Raw genomic sequence first — 21,972 nt, 5'->3', positions numbered from 1 at the left:
AATACATTATGTTTAACGAAATCTTTATTTTTGTAGAAAAAATATCAAGAATGAGAGTTAAAGAACAAGGGCTTTATCTGCCTGAATTTGAACACGACAATTGTGGTGCAGGATTTATTTGTAATTTGAATGGTATTAAGTCAAATGACATCATTCACAAAGCATTAGACATCTTAATTAAATTGGAACATCGTGGTGCAGTTAGTTCTGATGGACGAACTGGTGACGGGGCCGGAATTTTATTCGACATCCCTCATGATTTTTTTAAGAAAGTTTGTGACTTTGAAATCCCAGAAGCGCGTGAGTATGCAGTAGGAATGGTTTTTTTACCAAAAAGCAAAAACCAGGTTTCTTTTTGTATTAATGCATTTGAAGCAACTATTAAAGATCAAAACTTAAAGATCTTAGGTTGGAGAGATGTACCTGTTGACGTTGAAAATTTAGGGCAAATCGCCGCAGAAAAAGAACCAACAGTTAAACAAGTTTTCGTTTCTAAAAACGGACAAAACTTAACTGAACAAGAATTTAATGCAAAACTTTTTGCAGCTAGAAAAATTGCTGAACATGCCGTAAGAGGATCTAAAACCTCAGAAAGCCACATGTTTTATTTTACTAGTTTATCGACAACTACTATAATATATAAAGGTCTATTGATGCCGGAAGACATCAGCCGTTATTATATAGATTTGAAAGATCCAGACTTGGTGACTCGTTTAGCACTTGTACACCAGCGTTTCTCTACAAATACATTCCCTTCTTGGGACTTAGCTCAACCGTTTAGATACATGTGTCATAATGGTGAGATCAACACACTTCGTGGAAACGTTAGCCGTATGCGTGCTCGTGAAGAGCTTATGCAGAGTGCTGTTTTTGGCGATGATATCAAAAAATTATTCCCAATTATCTTAGAAGGAAAATCAGATTCTGCTTCTATGGATATGGTGGTTGAACTTTTATTAATGACTGGCCGTTCTCTTCCTGAGGCAATGATGATGGTTGTTCCAGAAGCTTGGGAGAAACATCAGACAATGTCTCCAGAAAAAAGAGCATTTTACGAGTTCAACGCTTGTATTATGGAGCCTTGGGATGGTCCTGCTTCTATTCCGTTTACAGATGGTAACGTTATTGGTGCCTTGTTAGACAGAAATGGTCTGCGTCCTTCTCGTTATACTTTAACAAAAAGCGGATTCGTAATTATGTCATCTGAAATTGGTGTACTAGATATCGATCCAGAAGATGTAATTCAGCACGGTCGTTTAGAGCCAGGAAAAATGTTCTTGGTTGATATGAACGAAGGTCGTATTATTGAAGACGAAGAAGTTAAAAAAGCAATTGTAACAAAACGTCCTTACCAAGAATGGTTAGATGCTAACTTATTGCCTTTAGCTAAAATTCCATACACAAATAACCCAACTCCTGTTGAAAAATTAGATTTCGTAACTAGACAAAAGTTATTTGGTTATACTATTGAAGATTTAAAAACAATCATCAACCCAATGGGAGGCCAGGGAGCTGAAGCAATCAGTTCCATGGGTAACGATACGCCTTTGGCAGTATTGTCAGACCAGCCTCAATTGTTGTATAACTATTTCAAACAATTATTTGCTCAGGTTACTAATCCGCCTTTGGATGGTATTCGTGAAGAAATTATTACGGATATCAGTTTAGCAGTGGGCGGCGATTTCAATATTTTTGAAATTGAATCTAAGCAGTGTAAAAAACTAAAAATCCAAAATCCAGTTATTTCTAACGAGGATTTGGATAAAATCAGAAACATTGATCACCCAGATTTCAAATCGGCTACTATCTCTACTTTATACAAAATAGAAAAAGGAGTTAACGGTTTAGAGCGTGCGCTAGAAAAATGTGTTCAGGCAACTTACAAAGCTGTTTCTGAAGGATGTAATATCATTATTTTATCAGATAGAGGTGTAAGCGAAGAATTAGCTCCAATTCCTATGTTATTGGCTTGTTCATACATTCATCACTCTTTGAACATTTTACAGGTTCGTTCTAAATTCGGAATCATTATCGAATCTGCAGAGCCTCGCGAACCTCATCATTTTGCTTTATTGTTTGGATACGGTGCAAGCGCGATCAATCCATACATGGTAAACGAAATCATTTATGATCAAGTTGCTCAAGGATTTATTACAGGTGTAAAAGCTGATTATGCAATTGTAAATTACAATAAAGCAATTGCAAAAGGTATCGTAAAAATCATGAACAAAATTGGTATCTCTACATTACATTCGTACAGAGCTGCCCAAATTTTCGAGATTTTAGGTTTAAACAAAACATTTACATCAAAATATTTCCCTTATACTCCATCTAGAATTGAAGGAATTGGTTTAATGGAAGTTGAAAAAGAGGTTAAAAAACGTTTCCAAAAAGCTTTCCCAAATTCAAAAATTGCAAACTTGCTTTCTCTTGAAATTGGAGGTATTTACAGATGGAGACGCGGTGGTGAAAAACACATGTTTAACCCAACCACTATTTCTAAATTACAACAAGCGGTTCGTTTAAATAGCCCAGAAAGTTATAAAGAATACTCTAATGCCGTTAACGAGCAAAGCTCAAACTTAATGACTATAAGAGGTTTATTTGAATTCAACAATTTAGATCCAATTTCTATTGACGAGGTAGAACCTTGGACAGAAATTGTTAAGAAATTCAAAACCGGAGCAATGTCTTACGGTTCTATCAGTCAAGAAGCGCATGAGAATTTAGCAATTGCCATGAACAGAATCGGTGGTAAAAGTAATTCTGGAGAAGGTGGAGAAGATCCAAGACGTTTCCAAAAAGAAATTAACGGAGATTCTAGAAACTCTGCAATTAAACAAGTTGCTTCGGGACGTTTTGGTGTTTCAATCAACTATTTAACAAACGCTAAAGAAATCCAGATTAAAATGGCTCAGGGAGCGAAACCTGGTGAAGGTGGTCAGCTTCCTGGAGAAAAAGTGGTGCCTTGGATTGCTGAGACAAGAAACTCTACACCTTATGTAGGTTTGATTTCGCCTCCTCCTCACCACGATATTTATTCTATTGAGGATTTATCTCAATTGATTTACGACTTGAAAAATGCCAATCGTGAAGCGCGTGTAAACGTAAAATTAGTTTCTGAGGTTGGAGTTGGAACTATTGCTGCCGGTGTTGCGAAAGCAAAAGCTGACGTTATCTTAATTTCTGGTTATGACGGAGGAACTGGAGCTGCTCCATTAACATCTTTACAGCACACAGGTATTCCTTGGGAACTTGGTTTAGCTGAAGCACAACAAACTTTGATCTTAAATGATTTAAGAAGCCGTGTCGTTTTAGAATGTGACGGACAGTTGAAAACTGGTCGTGACGTTGCTATCGCTGCATTATTAGGAGCAGAAGAATTTGGTTTTGCAACTGCACCTCTTGTTGCTTCTGGATGTATCATGATGAGAGCTTGTCACTTAAATACTTGTCCAGTTGGTATTGCAACTCAGGATCCAGAATTAAGAAAAAATTTCAAAGGAACTCCAGAGCACGTAATCAACTTCATGTATTTTATTGCTGAAGAACTGAGAGAAATCATGGCGCAGTTAGGTTTCAGAACTTTAAAAGAAATGGTAGGACAGTCACAAAAATTAAATGTGAACAAAGCCATTAAACATTATAAAGCAAATGGTTTAGACTTGTCTACAATTCTATACAAACCGGAAAAAGCCAAAACAGAGCCAAATCATAATACAACTACTCAAGATCACCAACTTGAAAACGTATTGGATTTTGACATCATCAAAGAAGCAATTCCGTCAATCTATAGAAAAGAGAAAACAAGAGTAACCTTTAAAATTAAAAATACAGACCGTTCTGTAGGTGCGATTTTGAGTAACGAAATCTCAAAAATATATGGCGCACAAGGTTTACCTGAAGACACTATTTTAGTTGATTTTGAAGGTTCTGCCGGACAAAGTTTTGGTGCTTTTGCAACAAACGGATTGTCGTTTAAAATTCACGGAAACTGTAATGATTACTTAGGAAAAGGTCTTTCTGGAGGAAAACTAATTGTAAAAGTACCTCCTACTGCAACCTTCAAACCTGAAGATAACATCATTATTGGAAACGTTGCCCTTTACGGAGCTATTACCGGAGAGGCTTATATTAATGGAATGGCCGGTGAGCGTTTTTGTGTGAGAAATTCTGGAGCAACAGCAGTTGTTGAAGGAATTGGAGATCACGGATGCGAATACATGACCGGTGGTACAGTGGTAGTTTTAGGAAAAACAGGAAGAAACTTCGCAGCTGGTATGAGCGGTGGTGTTGCTTATGTTTACGATCCAAATAAGAAATTCGATTCGACAGTATGTAACATGGAAATGGTTGCATTCGACCCGATGGAAGAAGAGGACGTTACCAAACTAAGACGATTGATCAAAAATCATTCATTGTACACAAGCAGTCCATTAGCAAAAAGAATTTTAGCAGACTGGGAAAATGAACAAAAACACTTCGTAAAAGTAATGCCAACTGATTACAAAAAAGCATTACAAAGAATTGCAGAAGAGAAAAAAATAGAAGAATTAATAGCTGGATAAAAATCAATTTCAAAAAATAAAATTCCAAATTCCAATGGCAATGTCAATGCCAATGAAAATGTCTTCCTGAGCGAAGTCGAAGGATTGGAATTTGGAATTTAAAGAAATTGGAATTTAATTTAAAATGTCATGGGTAAAATAGGCGGATTTAAAGAATATAATAGAGCCGACGAAAGTAATTTAGCAGTAGCAGAACGTGTTTCTAACTACAACGAATTTACTATTCCGTTAGCAAAAGATAAAATAAAAGAACAAGGTTCAAGATGTATGGATTGTGGTATTCCTTTTTGCCACAGCGGTTGTCCATTAGGAAATTTAATTCCGGACTTCAACGATATGGTGCATCAGGAAGAATGGCAAAGTGCATTAGAGATTTTACAGTCTACTAATAACTTTCCAGAATTTACAGGACGCTTATGCCCTGCTCCATGCGAAAAAGCATGTGTATTAGGTATTATTAAAGATCCTGTATCTATCGAAAACATCGAGAAAAACATTGTTGAAAGAGGTTTTGCTGAAGGATGGATAAAACCACAAGCTCCAAAAACAAGAACTGGTAAAACAGTTGCCGTTATTGGTTCTGGACCTGCAGGATTAGCAGCTGCACAGCAATTAAACAGAGCGGGTCACACCGTTACAGTTTTTGAAAGAGACAATGCTATTGGAGGTTTACTACGTTACGGGATTCCGAATTTCAAATTAGAAAAAGAAATTATCGACAGACGTGTAGTAATTCTTGAAGCAGAAGGAATCACTTTCAAAACTAACGTAAATGTTGGTGTAAATTTCAGTGTTGAAGAATTAAACCAATTCGATTCTATCGTTTTATGCGGAGGAGCAACAGAAAGAAGAAGCTTGCCAACTAAAGGAATCGAAAGCAAAGGCGTTGTTCAGGCAATGGATTTCTTAACGCAGCAGACTAAAGTTTTATATGGAGAATCTATTCCAGACCAAATTAAAGCAACTGGAAAAGATGTAATCGTTATTGGTGGTGGAGATACTGGTTCTGACTGTATTGGAACTTCAAACAGACACGGAGCTAAATCGGTGACTAACTTTGAGATTTTACCAAAGCCTCCAGTTGGAAGAAGCGAGTCAACTCCTTGGCCTTTCTGGCCGTTGCAGTTAAAAACATCTTCTTCTCACGAAGAAGGCTGTGACAGAAACTGGCTAATCAATACTAAAGAATTTATTTCTAATGATAAAGGAGAATTAACTGGACTAAAAACCGTTGAAGTACAATGGAAAATGACTCCAGGACAAAGACCTGAATTAATCGAAAAAGAAGGTTCTGAAAAAATCTGGCCTTGCGATTTAGCGTTATTGGCTCTTGGATTTACAGGTCCAGAGAAAACGTTAAGCGAGCAGTTAGGAATTGAAACTGATGCAAGAAGCAATTACAAAGCGCATAACTATCAGACAAACATACCTCACATTTTCACTGCTGGTGATATGAGAAGAGGACAATCATTAATCGTGTGGGCTATTTCAGAAGGTCGCGAAGCAGCAAGAGAGGTAGATTTATTCCTTATGGGATCTACTAACCTGCCTACTAAAGGAAAAGGAGATTTACCGAGTCTTTAATTTTAAGGTTCTGAGGTTCTAAGATGCTAAGTTTTTTCCTTGCATTTTATTTAATCTTTATTCCTATAAACAACATAACTACTTACAAACCCTTGAATTTATATTCAGGGGTTTTGTTTTTTTTTTTGCCACAGATAACATGGATTAAATGTTTTTTTGTTTGCAGCGAATTACACTAATTTCCACTAATTTATTTTTTTTCAATTTAACTTAATTCTTAAAAATAATCTGTGCTAATCAGTAAAATCTGTGGCAAAAAATTCTCAGCAGCATTTAAGAATTAGTCAAATTCGTGAATTCATTGCAAAAAAACTTATTATCTTTATATCTCAGAACCTTAGTATCGTAAAGGTTATAAAAATCCAAAACAACCAACTTTTTGTTTAAAAACAAACAATTTGTTATAATTTGTTATTTTTCTACAAATTATTTGTCAGTAGATAAAAGTGTAATAACTTTGCCCAAAATGATTTAAAAATGCAAGCAAAAGATTTACTGCAGTTAGCAGACCAATTTGGAAGTCCATTATATGTTTATGATGCCGAAAAAATCCAATCTCAGTACAATAGGTTAACTAAAGCTTTCTCTAAGGTAGAAAACTTAAGAGTTAATTATGCCATGAAGGCATTGTCAAACGTTGCGATTCTTCAGTTATTAAAGAACATGGGGTCTGGTTTAGATACTGTATCAATTCAAGAAGTTTTATTGGGACTTCATGCTGGCTATGATCCTGACAAAATTTTCTTTACACCAAACGGAGTTTCTCTAGAAGAAATCGAAGAAGTTGCCGCGATGGGTGTTCAAATCAATATTGATAACTTATCTATTCTGGAGCAATTCGGAACAAAATATCCGCAGATTCCGGTATGTATTCGTATCAATCCGCACGTAATGGCGGGTGGAAATGCTAACATTTCTGTTGGCCATATCGACAGTAAATTCGGAATCTCTGTTCACCAAATTCCTCATATCTTACGAATTGTGGAGAACACAAAAATGAGTATTGTTGGAATTCACATGCACACAGGATCTGATATTTTAGATATCGAAGTATTCTTGTATGCTGCTGAAATTTTGTTCGATACAGCGAAAAACTTCAAAGATCTAGAATTCTTAGATTTCGGAAGCGGATTCAAAGTTCCTTACAAAAAAGACGATATCGAAACAGATATCGAAGAATTAGGTAAAAAATTATCTAAAAGATTCAATGCTTTCTGTGCAGAATATGGCAGAGATTTAACTTTGATTTTCGAACCAGGAAAATTCTTGGTGAGCGAAGCAGGTCATTTCCTAGTAAAAGTAAACGTAGTAAAACAAACAACGTCAACGGTTTTCGCTGGAGTTGATAGTGGTTTCAACCACTTAATTCGCCCAATGTTATACGGATCTTCACACCATATTGAAAACATCTCAAATCCGAAAGGAAAAGAGCGTTTTTACTCAGTTGTAGGATACATTTGCGAAACGGATACTTTTGCCAACAACCGCAGAATTTCAGAAATCACAGAAGGAGACATTTTAGCGTTCAGAAACGCTGGAGCTTATTGTTTCTCAATGTCTTCGAACTACAATTCAAGATACAAACCAGCCGAAGTTCTTTGGATGAACGGACAAGGAATCTTGATTCGCCAAGCCGAAACTTTCGAAGATTTACTTAAAAATCAAATTCCGTTGCCAGAAGAAATTGCTGCAACAGTTTAAAATAAAAAAAAAGAGAATATCTACGAAGTCCCGTTTCTTAATTGAAGCGGGATTTTTTTTGCCAATATTGTCAGTAAAAAATTAACAACTCAAAGGATATTTTATAATTTTTAATTTACCTAAATTAAATTTATTTTTTACTTGATCTAAATAGTCCATAAAAACCATAAAATCAAAGAACAATGTTCAAGCAGAAAATGTTTTTTATTAAAAAAAAAGAAAAATCATGTTAATATTGTAAAAAAAAAATAATTATTTTAGCAAAAACCAAAGAAGCAACCACTAATTATTATCTAACCAAAAACTATATGACAGAACTAGAAATTTTGAATCAACTACAACAGAAATTTCAAGAAGCTGATTTAAATGAAGCAGATACGAGATTTCAAATAATTGACACGTTACTTGTGGACATACTAAAATGGCCAAAAGAAACAATTACAACGGAAAAGTATATTAATGGCAACAGAGCTGATTATGTTTTAAAAGACAAAAATGATCGCCCATTAATTATAATAGAAAGCAAAAAAAATGAAGTATATTTTGAATTACCATTGTCCGCTAATAGCAAAGAATCTTTTCAAAAAATTACAATTGAAAAACTTTTAACTGACGTTGCTATAAAAGACGCTATTTTACAAGTAAAAGAATATGCCGAAGACTTATTATGTAATTTTGCTGCAATTTGTAATGGTAAAGTATGGATAATTTTTAGAATTCATTCAAAATTAAAACCTTGGAAAAAATTACCTGCGTATGTCATTAAGGATCTTAATTATTTTGAAAAGAATTTTACAACCGCAATAAATCTTATTGGATATCAAGCTGTAAATACTTCTGATTCATTGAACACGAATATTGGGGTCACAAAAAAAACATATTCTGAAATTTTTTATCCAAAAAATAATATTGTAGCATATAATACCCCTGTAAATAGTAACACATATGCCGGAGCATTAAAATCAATTTCATTAAAATATTTAGGACCGATACCCGAATCAGACAAAGATTTTATGGATTCTTGTTATGTAACAAACAAAGGACTATATGATTCTCTTCAAAAAGATATGCAAGGTTTTCTACACGACTCTTTGACTCCTTACTTTAAAAATCTTGGATTTCGAGATTTTTCTGATGATAAAAAGGGAGGAGCTTTCGGAATACGAATCGCTGAAATAATAAAAAAAGAAAAATTAAACAATGTAATGATTCTCTTTGGCGGGAGAGGCGCTGGCAAATCAACTTTTATTAAACGTTTCTTATATCATACACAACCAATTGAAATTAAGATGCATTCCCAAGTTGGATTAATTACACTACTATATGCAGCCCAAACAAAAGAACAGTTAAGTGAAGAAATTTGGCAAAAATTACTAGAAAGTATTGACACATTAAATTTAAGAAATGGAACTCGTGAAGAAGTATTAGATTTATTTTCGGATGAATTTAATGTTTATAAAAAACAAATGCTTGCTGAATTAGATGAAACAGATAATGAATATCACAAATTAGTAAGAGAATTTATCTCTAAAAACTTAAAGAATACAAAGTTAATATGCGAAAAGATTAGCTTAAAATGGAAAGATAAAAATAAAGCATTAGTTATTTTTATTGATAATATGGATCAATTACCGCCTGAACTGCAAGATGTTTGTTTTTTAACAGCAAGTGAAATATCAGACAAATTAAGTTGTTTAGCAATTGTTTCAATGCGAGAAGAAAGATATGCTGAAGCAAGTTCACGAGGTGTATTGGATGCATATCAGAGCCCTGGGTTTCATCTTTCTTCTCCGGTTATTACTGAAGTAATAATTAAAAGAATAAATTATATATTAAACAAAATTAATTTTACTATTGATATTGATTCTGAATTCGCAATAAAAGATACCAAAGAATTAAAGACTTTAGTTGCATTTTTAAATATATGTAAAACACAACTTATTAGAAAAACATCACCTTTAAGTTATTTTCTGAGATATGCCACACATGGTGACGTGAGACAAGCTTTAGAATTTTTCAAAGGTTTTTTAACATCGGGTTATACAAATATTAATGAAATGGCACCACATCCAGACTGGGTATTCCAAGTTCATCAAGTAGTTAAACCAATGATGATTCCAGATAGGTTTTTTTATGATGAGCGTCATAGCAGAATACCAAATCTATATCAACTTAGAAATGACACTAATAGCTCTCATTTTACTGGATTACGAATTATGAGTTATCTACATAATAAAGCTGGTGACAACATTTCAAATGGCTTTATTGATGCAAAATTTCTTATTCATAATTTTGATGTTAAATATGATTCGAAAGAAGATTGTATAGCACATCTAGATTTATATCTAGAAAAAGGTTTAATAGAAGCGAATAATAGATTAGAAAAATTTTCCGAAGATGTAAATCAAATTAAAATTACAGCTTTAGGAAATTATATTTTTGAATATTTAGCATTTAATTTTGCATATATAGACTTAATAAGTTTTGACACAGGAATATACGATGAGAGCTTAAATAATTCATTTGTAAAATCTGCAGGAAAAGAGCTTAAACTTTATTACGAAAGAGAGTTTATGTCGAGAATTAAACTACGGATAAAAAGAGTAAAAGAGTTTATTGATTACTTATCAAAAATTGAAAATCAAGAATTTTTTGATTTAGGTTTAGATTCATCAGAAGTAAATTTTTCACAAAAATTAAATGATTCAATTGAATTGCAAATAAAAAAAGTTTTAAATAGTGCAGGTAATAAAGAAAGAATTGAAGAAGAATACAATTAAATTTTATTTACGCAAGAAATTAAATCGCTCCACAAATATTAGTCGTTATCAGAAAAAACATATTTTTATTTCATTCAAATAAATAAAAAATTAAATACCTTTGAAATATGAGCACAACACTAAAACCAAAACATATTGGCAGAAACATAAGCCGAATCAGAGAACTTCGAGGTATGAAGCAGGAAGCACTTGCGCAGGCAATTGGCACAAATCAACAGGCGATTTCTGGTATTGAAGGAAGCGAAACTATCGACGAAACAAAACTTACGAAAATTGCAGAAGCGCTAGGCGTTACAGTAGAAGCAATTGAAAGTTTTTCTGAAGAAAATGTATTTAATTATTTTAATACATTTAATGATTCCGTTTCAAACAGCAATTTTGGTCATAATAATATTTGTAATTTCAATCCGCTTGATAAAGTTATAGAACTTTACGAACGTTTGGTCCAGGCTGAAAAAGACAAAGTTGAGTATTTAGAAAAATTATTAAAAGGTAAATAATTTTCTAAAATATAAATTCTAAAAAGCACAAGTAACACTTTACTCTGTGCTTTTTTTATAAACAAAAAAACATGAATCCAATTCTACATTTAATAACCGAAACATTCAATAAAAAAGAAACTGAGAATTTAAATAACAATGAACTTCAAACAAATCGATATTCGTAAAGTAGATTCTACAGGAAATTTCAAATTAAATCACGATTACGTTCTTTCTTATGACCATTTTGATGGCTGGTCTGAAAGATCATTGGGAGTAGGAATCTATATTGATCTAATTTTCGAATGCAAAGTTGATATTGATTTTCGCACATGGAATCGCGATAGCACCAGATATGAAAAGCAATTTGGATGCGAAGTCCCTTTAGAGATTAAAAATATAATTTCTGAATTAATGAATCTTGATCCTTTAACATTAAAATATTATTACGCAGATATGAGTATGGATGATATGAGCACTCAGCATTTTGTTATTAATCATGGCGGTGTATCTCATAATGTTGGAATCGGAATTTTACTTAAAAAACCGCAGCCAGAAAATCCATCCGAAAAGCTATTTTTCGATTTAATTGAACTTTTTAAAAAATGGCGTGAAAAAATTTATCAAGAATGTCTAAAGGAAATTAAATAGCTTGACACAGATTTTTCTCTACACATCAAACTCAATAAACTCAAATAAAAAATATTATTTTAGCCTTCCCAAATCAATCCCCAAAAATCAATGAAACTTACAATTACCCTATCAACCCTACTCCTACTACTTACAACTAATTTATTCAGCCAAACCCTTGCTGATTTAAAACTAAAACCAAAAGAAATTCCAAAAGGCGGTTATATGGTAAGTGACGGAAATATTTGTATTACGCCGCAAGCCTGCAATTTTTATAATGATATTGAAACCTACAGCAATATTGTTGGAACTGTAAAAAGTAAAGCCATTCAAAGTTTTAAAAGCAAAGCAGACCGCGGTTCTATTATGTATTTTGAATTTGATCACGTTTTCAAAGGCGATCGATTTTTGCAAGGTTTGCTTTGGGGAAAAGCAGGCGAACCAACAGCTGAACATCCAGAAGAATATCTGGCAAAAGGAAAATTTCTAATTATTTGGAGTTTGCAGGCAGATAGTCCGTTAAAAGAAAAGTCTGAAACTAAGATCGAAGCTCTTTTACAATAAATCCTAATCACAGCTTCATTTTAAATGCTTAATTTTGCTGGATAAAAAAACACAAAATGAAACCACAAATACGAATTCTTCTTTACTCCATCTTATTCTTTTTATATCTGACTTCGACACCTTTCTTACTGTCGTTAAACGAAAAAATAAAAGGCGATCCGTTTGTAGTTTTAGGAGTTGGTTTTGGAGTTTTAAATCTCATCTATGCTTTTTTTGCCCTAAAATGGAAACCTTTGCTTAACGTACTTTGCGCTGTCGGGATTGCGGCTTTAGCTATGTTCCTAGCTCTACAGTTTACCAATCTGCATCTGCTTGTAAATTACGATCCATATCAGGTTAAAACGGCCATTTTTGCTAATGCGGTTCTTTCTATTATTTTTTGGGAGATTGTGTATCAGATAAAAATTAGAAAGCAATAATCTTTCAATTGCCTCCAGCTTTAGCTTGAGGTTCATATAGTTAGACTAGAATAGGCTTTAACCAAATGAATAAATTTTATTTTGGCTAAAGCCATTTTTTTTTGCTATAGGTGACCTCCCGCTAAAGCTGGAGGCAATTCATTTTACTTTATCATTTAATAATTTTAAAGTCAAAATATTGATTATAAAACTTAAAAAATAATTCATAGTTTTACCCTTAAGTATTTAAAAATCAAAAACATGAAACGACAACCTTCGATAGACATTGTACGCGGAATTGTAATGATTATTATGGCTCTTGACCATGTTCGGGATTTAATGCATGTCGATTCGATTACACAAAGCCCAACCGATTTGGCAACGACTTCTCCTTTGTTGTTTTGTACACGCTGGATTACACATTTGTGCGCGCCTATTTTTGTTTTCTTGGCGGGAACTTCGGTCTATCTTTCGCTTCAAAACAAAAACAATGCTGCCGAAACCAGACAGCTTTTATTGAAAAGAGGTTTTTGGTTAATCCTGCTTGAATTTACAGTTGTCAATTTTGGATTGTTTTTCGATATTGGTTTTCATACCCTTTTATTTGAAGTCATAGCCGCAATAGGCTTTGGGTTTGTCGTTTTGAGTTTATTATTAAAAGTCCGTTCTCAAACTTTAGGTATTGTGGGACTTGTAATTATCTTTTTCCATAATCTCCTGCCAATTATTCCATTTGCAGAAAATTCAGTTTTAAAAACCATCTTAACTCCCCTCTTTGGACCAGCGGTTTTTCCATTTGCAGGAAAAGCATTTATTATGGGTTATCCGCCAATTCCGTGGCTTGGAATTATGCTCGTTGGTTTTGCAGCAGGAAAATTCTTTGAACTGGCACAAGGACAAAGAAAAAAACTATTCTTAAAAATCGGTTTGAGTGCTTTAGCTTTATTTACGGTAATTCGATTGGTAAATATTTATGGTGATCCCGCTTTATGGACTACACAAAAAGACTCAACTTTCACCTTTTTATCATTTATGAATGTAACCAAATATCCGCCTTCTCTCCTATTCTGTTTGGTTACTTTAGGCATTATGTTTTTACTGCTCGCTTTTGCAGAACAATTTCATAATACGGTTAAAAAAGCAACTATGGTTTACGGAAAAGTGCCCTTATTTTATTTCGTTGTTCACTTTTATGTCATTCATATTCTAACACTTTTTATGCTTTTGGCACAAGGTTTTAATTGGTCCCAATTGGAATTTGCTTCGGGAACTTTTGGCAGACCTAAAAGCGTTGAAAGTGGTTTACCTCTTTGGGCAATTTATTGTATCTGGATTTTTGTTGTTGCGCTACTTTATAAACCTTGTCAATGGTTCGGAAAATATAAGACTGAAAATAATCATTGGTGGCTGAAATATATTTAAGTGATACGTCTTTATGACATGATAAATTGTAGAATTTCGTAGGTATTTTTTTATATTAGCATTTTAAAATTCCAAGCCAAAAATTCTAATATGAAAACCAGAATTTTAATTCTCCTTTCTTTAATTGCTGTGTCTTGTAAAAAGGAAATCAAAACCGAAACTTTTCCAGTTGTACAAAAAGATAGTGTACAGAGTATTCCTGAATCTGAAACCGAAAAAACAGACACTATCGTAATTTCAAAAAAACATAAAACGAACCAAATTTTCTGCGATCTCGATGGAGATGGAAAAAATGAAACCGTAGAAATTGTAAGAAGTACAAACAACAACAAAAGTGGGATAAAAATTACTTACGGAAACGGGAAAAGAACAGATTATTTCGGTCTGGGAAATACAATTTTAGATCAAGGTTTTGACGAAATTGATTGGGCTGGAATATTTGAAAAAGCACCGAAAGGTGAAATTTACTGGAATAATATAAATGACGACGGCGAAATTATGGCCGACGAAGAAGTAAAAGAAGAAGATAAAATAAAATTGCCAAATGATGGAATCTTTATTCACGCCGAAGAAAGCTGCGGAGGCGGGATTATTTATCTAGATAACGGAAAATACAACTGGATTCAGCAGGAATAAAATTGTAATAAATTAACTTCTAAACTATTTTGATTATGAAAAACAATACAGAAATAGCGAATCGTTTTAGAGAAGTCATTTTAAACGGAACTTGGATTGCCAACACAAATTACAAAGACCAACTACAGAATCTAAATTGGGAAATTGCAGTTACTCCATTTCAAAATTTAAATACGATCGCACTTTTAGCGCAGCACATTCATTATTACATTAACGGAATAAATAATGTTTTTAAAGGCGGAACGCTGGATATAAAAGATAAATTCAGCTTCGACTTTCCTCCTATTCATTCACAGCAAGAATGGGAAAACTTTTTAATTAAATTTTGGAATGAAGCTGAAGAATTCGCTTCGCTGGTTGAGCAAATCCCTGACGAAAAATTAGATCATGCTTTTGTTGATGAAAAATACGGAACTTACAAAAGAAATATCGAAGCTATGCTGGAACATAGTTATTATCATTTAGGACAAATTGTATTGATCAAAAAACTATTAACAAATTAAAATATTTAAAAGCCAAAAACTATCCATGAAAAAAATTGCCATTTTGTTAGTGGGTTTTATTTTCTTTTCAAGTTGTAAAGATGAGAAGAAAGCAGAAACAAAAGAATCGACAAACCAAGAATTAAATAAAACTGAAAACGAAAACTTTATTTTAAACGTACAAAAAATCGATTCAACACAATTTCCATCTTCTATTAAATATGAAGGTTTTGTAAAAAATGCCGTTCGATGGAAAGACAAATTGGGCGATAATATTGTTATTACTACCGAAACAGGATATCATATCAACAAAAAATTCGAGCATGAATTTGAAGACAGTTCTGATGCTGAATTGTTTGCTTATCATTTTATAATTTCTGGAAATGAAGTAAAACAAACTTGGAAAGTTTACGATTTTATTGCAGACTGCCCAGTTGATATTGTGGCTTCGTTTGTAAAAGATACTTTTCAAGTAACTGATTTAAACAATAACGGAATCGCTGAAACTTGGATGATGTACAAAACAACCTGCCACGGTGATGTGAGTCCGTGTGACATGAAAATTATTATGTATGAAGGAAGCACAAAATATGCGGTGCGCGGCGAAAGCAGAGTTCAAGTTGGAGTTCTCGACAACGGCGAAAAACAATTTATTGGCGGTGAATATAAATTGGATGAAAATTTCAAAAAAGGTCCAAAAGTTTTTAAAGAATTTGCCCAAAAATTATGGAAAGATAATTTGATTGAAAATTGGGAGGATTAAAGGATTTTATATAATTCGGAAATTCACTAAATTTATTCTTCAATCCTAATCTATTTAAAATGAGAAAATTAATTTTAGCTTTTGTTCTTTTAATTGGTTTATCGACAAGTGCACAGACTTCTAAAGAGCTTATTGGAAAATGGCAATTGGTAAAATGGACCAAAAACGGTAAGGACAAAAATATTCAGGAATATTATAAAACCGATCAGGTTTTTCAGGTTTTTAAAGAAAATGGTGATTTTGAAAGTTTGGTTGGCGACGAATCGCACAAAGCGAAATGGAAGTTGTCTAAAGACAATAAAGAGCTTACTATTATTGCAATCTTAATGCCTGTAAAATTTAGTATTGACTACTTTGATACTCAGAAAAGAATTATTACAACTCCACAAATTGGTACTTTTGAGTATAAAAAAGTAATCGAATAATCGAATTTAAAAAGGATTTTATGAAAACAAAATGTTCTATTCTAGCCCCGATAGAGCCGATATCCTCGTAATGAAATGGAGAGATAAAGGTGAAAGCGGGACTAAAAGTTCTTGTGAAAACCTGTATTTCTGCTTCTAAAAATAAATCAAAAAAAGGCATAGTTGTTGAAAGTTAAAAAAGATATATTTACACCTTCAAAAGAAATACTATGCAAAAAACTACTTTACTATTTTTTATATTCTTTTTGGCTCTTTCTTCCTGCGGCGTAAAAACGACTCAGGCATTGATAAGCGACGGAAATTATGATGGTGCTATTGACCGCGCTCTTGAAGCATTGAGAACTAATAAGGATTCGAAAGGAAAACAAGATTATGTGTATTTACTCGAAGAGGCTTTTGCAAAAGCGAAAGACCGAGATCTGCGTGATCTGGAAATACTGTCGAAAGATGCAAATCCTGCCAATGCAGAGCGTATTTATAATACTTATTTACAGCTGAATAGCCGTCAGGAAAAAATTAGTCCGATTTTGCCTTTGAAATTAATAAAGCAAGGCAGAAATGCGAATTTTGCATTTGACAATTATTCAAATGAGATTGTGAACAGTAAAAATGCACTTTCGAAATATTTGTATGAGAATGCTTCTGCACTTCTGAAATCGAATAACAAAATGGATTTTAGAAAAGCGTATGATGATTTTTCGTATTTGGAAAGTATTAATCCTGGGTATAAAAATACCAAAAAATTAATGGATGATGCACTTTTTAAAGGAACCGATTTTGTGGATGTTTATGCAAAAAACGAAACCAATATGGTAATTCCTAAGATGCTTCAGGATGATTTGCTGGATTTTAAAACTTACGGATTAAATGATAAATGGACAGTTTATCATAGTGCAAGACAAAAAAATGTGAACTATGATTATAGTTTGATTATTAATTTTAGGGATATATATATTTCTCCAGAACAAATTAAAGAAAAAGAATTTAGCAAAGAGAGACAGATAAAAGATGGTGTAAAAACGCTTTTGGACAACCGCGGAAGACCTGTAAAAGATAGTTTGGGCAGAGAAATAAAAGTAGATAATTATAAAATTCTTCGTGCTACAGTTTATGAATTTAGACAATTTAAATCGTGTCAGGTAACGGCAAAAATCGATTATGTGGATTTAAAATCGAATCAGCTGGTGCAAACGTTTCCAATAAGCAGCGAATTTGTTTTTGAGAATATTTATTCGAAATATAAAGGGGATCGAAATGCTTGTGAAGACAATTATCAAACTTATTTTGCAAAACGACCAGTTCCGTTTCCTAATAACGAACAAATGGTTTTTGATACAGGTGAAGACCTGAAAGCTAAGCTAAAAGATATTATTGTTCGCAATAAATTTAGAAGATAATTACCTCATATTAAAATACATAAAAGGCGCTTTTTTAATGCGCCTTTTTTTGTTTTCAAAATTAATCAATAAAAAATATTGTTTTTTTTATTGCGCAACCAAAAAGTTGCGTATATTTGCAACTAATTAGTTGCGCAAATATAAAAAAAATGAAACGAGATATTTTTCAGGCTATTGCCGATCCGACACGTAGAGCAATTTTAGTTTTGATTTCTTCGACTGCATTAACCCCAAATGCTATCGCAGAACAGTTTCAAACTACAAGACAAGCCGTTTCTAAACACATCAAAATATTGAATGAATGTGATTTATTGGAAGAAAAAAAATTAGGAAGAGAAATTTACTATCAACTTAAAATAGATAAAATGAAAGAAATAGATCACTGGCTGGAGCAATTCAAAAAGATTTGGGAACAGCGTTTTGATCAATTGGATCAGGTATTAATGAATTTAAAATCTAAAGAAAATGAAATCTAATCTCTTAATGAATTTTTCTGTAGACAAGGAAAATAAAACTGTCAATGTAAAACGCGAATTTAATGCTTCATTATCAAACGTTTGGTCTGCTTGGACAGATGCCGCAATTTTAGATTTGTGGTGGGCGCCGGCTCCATTTAAATCTAAAACAAAGTTTATGGAGTTTAGAGAAGGCGGCAAAAGATTATACGCCATGGTAAGTCCAGAAGGAGAAGAACGCTGGGCTGTTTTTGAATATACTTCAATTTCTCCTAAAACAAATTTTAAACACTCATCTACTTTCTGCGATGCAGAAGGGGTTCCTAATTCTGATTTAGGCAGTTCTTACTGGGACATTAATTTCTCTGAAAATGGCGATTCTACAATTGTGGATATTGCTATTAAGCGCGGCAGTTTAGAAGAATTAGAAAAAATAATTGAAATGGGATTCAAAGAAGGCTTTACAAGCGCACTGCAAGGATTAGAAAAAATTCTGAAAGCAAAAAAATAAAATCTTTCTACAAAATAACTATTAATGAATTTAAAATCTAAAGAAAATGAAATCGAATCTATTAATGAATTTTACTGTAAATAAGGAAAATAATACCGTAAATGTAAAACGTGAGTTTAATGCCCCGTTGTCAAATGTATGGTCTGCTTGGACAGAAGCTGCTATTTTAGATCAATGGTGGGCGCCTGCTCCTTGGAAATCACGCACAAAAAGCATGGATTTTAAAGAAGGCGGAAGAAGATTATATGCAATGGTTGGTCCCGAAGGTGAAGAACATTGGGCAATTGCAGATTTTACTTCTATTAGTCCAAAAACTAATTTTAAATATAAGGATGCTTTTAGCGATAGTGAAGGAAATTTGAACACAGATTTTCCACGCTCAAATTGGGATGTGACTTTTTCGGAAGAAGGAGATCATACTTTTGTTGATATAGTAATCAAACACGAAAAACTTTCTGATTTGGAAGCAATCATTCAAATGGGCTTTAAAGAAGGCTTTACTATTGCAATGGAAGGTTTGGATGAGATTTTTGCTAAACAAGCATGAGCAATTTTGGTTGTGCAATTATATTTAATCCTGCGTATGCAGGATTTTTTTGTATTTTCGATTTGAAAACATAAACTATCTTGTGACCACTTAAACAGACAAATAATGAAATTCTTGAGTTTACTTTTTTTATTCGTTTCAGTTACCGCTTTTTCTCAAAACAGATATGAGCTTTCGGATGAAGGCAAAGATAAATTCTATCTTTCAGATTCTATTTCGGATCTTGCTAATGCCGGCAAAATTACGCCTCATCCAATAGTAGTTGTTGATGGAATTCCTCATCGTTATCAGGATTTAGAAAAAGAAAAACTAGTACTTTCTAAAATTGAAATCAAAAAAATTATTACCTTCGAAAAGCAAGCTGGCTTAAAAATTTATGGAAATTACGGCGAAGCAGGAGTTATAGTTATAACTACAAATAGAAACAGTTACCATAAGCCGGAACAAGAAATAAGACCAGATCAAATACAGCAACATATTGAAAAATAATGAACAAATTCAAAGAAGTAAGCAAACTTAAACTAGCATAAATAAAAAACCTCGAAAAGTAATTTCGAGGTTTGAAATTTTAAACAGACAATCTAATCATAAATTTCAACAATTGGATTCACTTTAATAAACTCTGTTTTATCATTTTTTCTTTTAACTAGATAAACCGTAGAGTTACTAAAAAAGTTTACCAATTCAGAGTTATTCAATTTGTTCTTTTTGTTTTTATTGTAGTATTTTGAAGTTCTTACAAAATCTTTAAGACACAGCACTTCTTTAGGTTTTAAGTCATTTACAATTTCGACTCCTTTAAAATAAAATACTTCATCTTCATTTTTGTCTTTTAATAAAAACTTATTTGGGCTAGTTTTGGATTCGACAATGTATGAATCATCTAATTTAAAAAAAAATGTGCCATTCGATTTTTCTTGAGCATATAAACTGAATCCAAATAAGAATGCCGCATATAAATATATATATTTTTTCATAACTCGATTTTAAAAATAGGTAATTGAATTTTGGTACATAATATAAAAGTACAATTATTTTGCACTTTTTATGGACAAGAAACTGTTTTACCTAAAATAGGCACTCTACTTGCTAACGAATTAATCGAAGTTTTTTTGTCTTCAGGCAAATCCGTCCAAGCTTTTACATTACTATCCTTTAAACCTCCCCAAGCCATAGCCTCATAGAAAGCGTCGCTTGGCTCTTCTCCATAATAATTAGTATAATTGTTATAATCAGCACTTAAAACTGTTTTATGAAATGCTTTTAAAGCATCTTTCATACTACTAAGATAGACCTGAGCCATTGCATTATGCTGATTTTCGTAAGTTTCAAAAACTTGTTTAAAATTACTCGCATCAATATCATTAGAATTTGTCGTATTTAACTTTCGATAAATATCTGCGTGTATGTATTCGTGCAAGATAATCCTAGCAGATTCTAAAGCTGCCAATCCATCCAATCTATTTGTACTTATTTCTATCGTTATAAGTCTATTCACCTTATCAAAACTTGTAGTCCCATTTACTTCTTGAGTGGTTGATGAATAAACATTCGGAAGTGAAACAATTTGAATATTAAATTCTGAATTCCCTGCAAATTGATTAAATATATTTTGGACAAAATTGTTTCCATTACTACTCAATAAACTATTTAGACATTTTGCCTTACCAGTAAGATTATCAATAATTTGTGGTTTAACTGGAGTACTTGCTCCAGGATTTGAACCAGCGCCGCCCCCGCCGCCATAGCTTGGAGGAATGTCTTCTTCTCCTGTTGGTCCTCCACCTTCACAATACAACAATTGAATCGGATGAAAACCATCTTCCTTCCACCATCCAATCCAAACACAAGTTATTGCTTCTTCACGCATTTTTGCAGTTTGCGAAGGTAAAACTTTATTTCCATCTTTAAATTGCAATTGAGTATTCACACCATTAGACAAGTCTTGTAAAAAAACTTTTCCATCAAAATTTTCGTTAATATTATAATAATTGAAGTTATTATTATCAACATTTGATTGCTTAGAATCTGTAAAAATCTGAACATAAAAAACACGAAACTTATTTTGGTCATTTTTTAAGAACATCAATCGGTGATGGTCGTTAAATAAACTAGCTTTTTCATTTGAAGATTGCAATTGGCTTTGTAAAGTAAATGGAACTTCAATTACAACACCATCTGCACCATCTGAAATTATAGCATTTTCCCATTCTAGTGCGTCTATATATTCAAAGATTGGTGAATTAAGTTCATTTTTGTGTAAACCATACCAATTTTTCACTTCATTTACTGCGCTAGCAGTCGAATTATCTTCAATTTCATTTATACCACAATTTGAAAGGAGTAAAAGAAAGCACAAAAGCGTAAAGCTTTTGAGAAGGAGTGTAATTTTTCTCATTTAATATCGTTTAATTAGTTTGCTAATTTAAAAATTTTAATAAATAAAAGATTACAGAAAACCGTAAATACATAAAATAAAACTTTCAACTTTATTTTTTTAGTCACCTTTAAACAAATTTACAATCATTTTTTTTCACTAAAAACTAAGTGATAATGCATATATTTGTAAGTAAAGACCAGTAAAATGAACAACATATTTACTAACATCTTAAGCTATTCGATTATTTCAA

The 21,972-nt window shown here is 32.7% G+C and carries 19 protein-coding genes and 1 pseudogene; 18 read left to right on the top strand and 2 right to left on the bottom strand.

Annotated elements, in window-relative coordinates; all coding sequences use genetic code 11:
• Window positions 1-50: 50 nt before the first annotated feature.
• The 18 genes and pseudogenes from gltB (at window position 51) to EDB96_RS10210 (ending at window position 19,831) form a co-directional block, all read left to right on the top strand.
• Complete coding sequence (gltB, locus tag EDB96_RS10295) at window positions 51-4,568, top strand: glutamate synthase large subunit (protein WP_057119232.1); 4,518 nt, start codon at window positions 51-53, stop codon at window positions 4,566-4,568.
• Window positions 4,569-4,697: 129 nt separating this feature from the next.
• Window positions 4,698-6,152: a glutamate synthase subunit beta gene (locus tag EDB96_RS10290; protein ID WP_134140630.1), complete on the top strand. Its 1,455-nt coding sequence runs from the start codon at window positions 4,698-4,700 to the stop codon at window positions 6,150-6,152.
• 474 nt (window positions 6,153-6,626) lie between these two features.
• A pseudogene (lysA, locus tag EDB96_RS10285) lies at window positions 6,627-7,853 on the top strand (diaminopimelate decarboxylase); the annotation flags it as partial.
• A 308-nt stretch (window positions 7,854-8,161) separates the two neighbouring features.
• Window positions 8,162-10,633 carry an AAA family ATPase gene (locus EDB96_RS10280; RefSeq protein ID WP_134140628.1) on the top strand — a complete coding sequence of 824 codons (2,472 nt, stop codon included), beginning with the start codon at window positions 8,162-8,164 and terminating at the stop codon, window positions 10,631-10,633.
• Window positions 10,634-10,740: 107 nt separating this feature from the next.
• Entirely contained in the window at window positions 10,741-11,133 is a 393-nt protein-coding gene (locus EDB96_RS10275) for a helix-turn-helix domain-containing protein (protein WP_134140626.1), read from the top strand.
• Between the two features lie 138 nt (window positions 11,134-11,271).
• A complete protein-coding gene (locus EDB96_RS10270; RefSeq protein WP_134140625.1) occupies window positions 11,272-11,763 on the top strand; it encodes a hypothetical protein in 492 nt (163 codons plus the stop codon).
• Between the two features lie 90 nt (window positions 11,764-11,853).
• Window positions 11,854-12,306: a hypothetical protein gene (locus EDB96_RS10265; protein WP_134140624.1), complete on the top strand. Its 453-nt coding sequence runs from the start codon at window positions 11,854-11,856 to the stop codon at window positions 12,304-12,306.
• A gap of 56 nt (window positions 12,307-12,362) precedes the next feature.
• Window positions 12,363-12,725 (top strand): hypothetical protein, encoded by a 363-nt coding sequence (locus tag EDB96_RS10260; RefSeq protein WP_134140623.1) that lies wholly within the window; start codon window positions 12,363-12,365, stop codon window positions 12,723-12,725.
• Window positions 12,726-12,965: 240 nt separating this feature from the next.
• Entirely contained in the window at window positions 12,966-14,126 is a 1,161-nt protein-coding gene (locus EDB96_RS10255) for a DUF1624 domain-containing protein (protein WP_134140622.1), read from the top strand.
• Window positions 14,127-14,216: 90 nt separating this feature from the next.
• Window positions 14,217-14,762: a hypothetical protein gene (locus EDB96_RS10250; protein WP_134140620.1), complete on the top strand. Its 546-nt coding sequence runs from the start codon at window positions 14,217-14,219 to the stop codon at window positions 14,760-14,762.
• A gap of 35 nt (window positions 14,763-14,797) precedes the next feature.
• Window positions 14,798-15,265 (top strand): DUF1572 family protein, encoded by a 468-nt coding sequence (locus EDB96_RS10245; RefSeq protein ID WP_134140619.1) that lies wholly within the window; start codon window positions 14,798-14,800, stop codon window positions 15,263-15,265.
• Window positions 15,266-15,290: 25 nt separating this feature from the next.
• The gene (locus EDB96_RS10240) at window positions 15,291-16,007 is read left to right on the top strand and encodes a M949_RS01915 family surface polysaccharide biosynthesis protein (protein WP_134140618.1); all 717 of its coding nucleotides are present in this window, start codon (window positions 15,291-15,293) and stop codon (window positions 16,005-16,007) included.
• A gap of 59 nt (window positions 16,008-16,066) precedes the next feature.
• On the top strand, window positions 16,067-16,432 hold the full coding sequence (locus EDB96_RS10235; protein ID WP_057119254.1) for a hypothetical protein: 366 nt from the start codon (window positions 16,067-16,069) through the stop codon (window positions 16,430-16,432).
• 209 nt (window positions 16,433-16,641) lie between these two features.
• Complete coding sequence (locus EDB96_RS10230; RefSeq protein WP_134140617.1) at window positions 16,642-17,829, top strand: hypothetical protein; 1,188 nt, start codon at window positions 16,642-16,644, stop codon at window positions 17,827-17,829.
• Between the two features lie 149 nt (window positions 17,830-17,978).
• Window positions 17,979-18,305 (top strand): ArsR/SmtB family transcription factor, encoded by a 327-nt coding sequence (locus EDB96_RS10225; protein WP_095955027.1) that lies wholly within the window; start codon window positions 17,979-17,981, stop codon window positions 18,303-18,305.
• Window positions 18,295-18,795 carry an SRPBCC family protein gene (locus EDB96_RS10220; RefSeq protein ID WP_134140615.1) on the top strand — a complete coding sequence of 167 codons (501 nt, stop codon included), beginning with the start codon at window positions 18,295-18,297 and terminating at the stop codon, window positions 18,793-18,795. The genes EDB96_RS10225 and EDB96_RS10220 overlap by 11 nt, the downstream gene beginning before the upstream one ends.
• Window positions 18,796-18,841: 46 nt before the next feature.
• Entirely contained in the window at window positions 18,842-19,342 is a 501-nt protein-coding gene (locus tag EDB96_RS10215; protein WP_134140614.1) for an SRPBCC domain-containing protein, read from the top strand.
• A gap of 105 nt (window positions 19,343-19,447) precedes the next feature.
• Entirely contained in the window at window positions 19,448-19,831 is a 384-nt protein-coding gene (locus EDB96_RS10210; RefSeq protein WP_134140613.1) for a hypothetical protein, read from the top strand.
• A gap of 92 nt (window positions 19,832-19,923) precedes the next feature.
• On the opposite strand, the gene EDB96_RS10205 is transcribed toward EDB96_RS10210, so the two are convergent.
• Complete coding sequence (locus EDB96_RS10205; RefSeq protein WP_057119264.1) at window positions 19,924-20,319, bottom strand: hypothetical protein; 396 nt, start codon at window positions 20,317-20,319, stop codon at window positions 19,924-19,926.
• A 68-nt stretch (window positions 20,320-20,387) separates the two neighbouring features.
• Window positions 20,388-21,740: a hypothetical protein gene (locus EDB96_RS10200; RefSeq protein WP_134140612.1), complete on the bottom strand. Its 1,353-nt coding sequence runs from the start codon at window positions 21,738-21,740 to the stop codon at window positions 20,388-20,390.
• Window positions 21,741-21,972 lie beyond the last annotated feature (232 nt).

Origin of the sequence: Flavobacterium sp. S87F.05.LMB.W.Kidney.N, assembly GCF_004366435.1 — a bacterium.
Classification (GTDB): domain Bacteria; phylum Bacteroidota; class Bacteroidia; order Flavobacteriales; family Flavobacteriaceae; genus Flavobacterium.
The sequence above is the reverse complement of the archived record's forward strand: the minus strand, read 5'-3'. Positions and strand labels throughout refer to the sequence as shown.

Excerpts from the sequence above, each read along its gene's own strand:
- gltB (WP_057119232.1), top strand. The coding sequence starts at position 51 with ATGAGAGTTAAAGAACAAGGGCTTTATCTGCCTGAATTTGAACACGAC.
- EDB96_RS10290 (WP_134140630.1), top strand. The coding sequence starts at position 4,698 with ATGGGTAAAATAGGCGGATTTAAAGAATATAATAGAGCCGACGAAAGT.
- EDB96_RS10280 (WP_134140628.1), top strand. The coding sequence starts at position 8,162 with ATGACAGAACTAGAAATTTTGAATCAACTACAACAGAAATTTCAAGAA.
- EDB96_RS10275 (WP_134140626.1), top strand. The coding sequence starts at position 10,741 with ATGAGCACAACACTAAAACCAAAACATATTGGCAGAAACATAAGCCGA.
- EDB96_RS10270 (WP_134140625.1), top strand. The coding sequence starts at position 11,272 with ATGAACTTCAAACAAATCGATATTCGTAAAGTAGATTCTACAGGAAAT.
- EDB96_RS10265 (WP_134140624.1), top strand. The coding sequence starts at position 11,854 with ATGAAACTTACAATTACCCTATCAACCCTACTCCTACTACTTACAACT.
- EDB96_RS10260 (WP_134140623.1), top strand. The coding sequence starts at position 12,363 with ATGAAACCACAAATACGAATTCTTCTTTACTCCATCTTATTCTTTTTA.
- EDB96_RS10255 (WP_134140622.1), top strand. The coding sequence starts at position 12,966 with ATGAAACGACAACCTTCGATAGACATTGTACGCGGAATTGTAATGATT.
- EDB96_RS10250 (WP_134140620.1), top strand. The coding sequence starts at position 14,217 with ATGAAAACCAGAATTTTAATTCTCCTTTCTTTAATTGCTGTGTCTTGT.
- EDB96_RS10245 (WP_134140619.1), top strand. The coding sequence starts at position 14,798 with ATGAAAAACAATACAGAAATAGCGAATCGTTTTAGAGAAGTCATTTTA.
- EDB96_RS10240 (WP_134140618.1), top strand. The coding sequence starts at position 15,291 with ATGAAAAAAATTGCCATTTTGTTAGTGGGTTTTATTTTCTTTTCAAGT.
- EDB96_RS10235 (WP_057119254.1), top strand. The coding sequence starts at position 16,067 with ATGAGAAAATTAATTTTAGCTTTTGTTCTTTTAATTGGTTTATCGACA.
- EDB96_RS10230 (WP_134140617.1), top strand. The coding sequence starts at position 16,642 with ATGCAAAAAACTACTTTACTATTTTTTATATTCTTTTTGGCTCTTTCT.
- EDB96_RS10225 (WP_095955027.1), top strand. The coding sequence starts at position 17,979 with ATGAAACGAGATATTTTTCAGGCTATTGCCGATCCGACACGTAGAGCA.
- EDB96_RS10220 (WP_134140615.1), top strand. The coding sequence starts at position 18,295 with ATGAAATCTAATCTCTTAATGAATTTTTCTGTAGACAAGGAAAATAAA.
- EDB96_RS10215 (WP_134140614.1), top strand. The coding sequence starts at position 18,842 with ATGAAATCGAATCTATTAATGAATTTTACTGTAAATAAGGAAAATAAT.
- EDB96_RS10210 (WP_134140613.1), top strand. The coding sequence starts at position 19,448 with ATGAAATTCTTGAGTTTACTTTTTTTATTCGTTTCAGTTACCGCTTTT.
- EDB96_RS10205 (WP_057119264.1), bottom strand. The coding sequence starts at position 20,319 with ATGAAAAAATATATATATTTATATGCGGCATTCTTATTTGGATTCAGT.
- EDB96_RS10200 (WP_134140612.1), bottom strand. The coding sequence starts at position 21,740 with ATGAGAAAAATTACACTCCTTCTCAAAAGCTTTACGCTTTTGTGCTTT.